1 protein-coding gene is annotated in these 249 nt (G+C 72.3%); it reads left to right on the top strand.

Annotated features, from left to right (window positions below):
- Window positions 1-249 (top strand): hypothetical protein (locus SB753_RS39845; protein ID WP_410805519.1); only part of this gene is annotated, 249 nt, incomplete at both ends.

Below are 249 nucleotides of genomic sequence, written 5' to 3'. Positions count from 1 at the left end.
CGCGGGGCCACGCTCGTCGATCTGCTCGATGAGTTGGGCGAGACGTACGGGCACTTCGCCAGCGGCCAGGTCTCGGTGCGCGTCGAGGATCTCGCCGTCATCGGCAATGTCATGCTCGCGCTGCGCTCGCTGCCGCCGACCCACATCGCCGGACGCAGCATCACCTCGGCCGAAGACCTGCTGCAGGCAGCACCGGGACAGCGCTCCGGCGACGGGCGGCGGGAGCGCCTCGGCGACGGCTCGCGCGTC

Origin of the sequence: Paraburkholderia sp. SIMBA_053, assembly GCF_046534895.1 — a bacterium.
GTDB classification, from domain to species: domain Bacteria; phylum Pseudomonadota; class Gammaproteobacteria; order Burkholderiales; family Burkholderiaceae; genus Paraburkholderia; species Paraburkholderia caledonica.
Note: the sequence above shows the minus strand (reverse complement) of the source record. Positions and strands in the feature narration are given on the sequence as shown.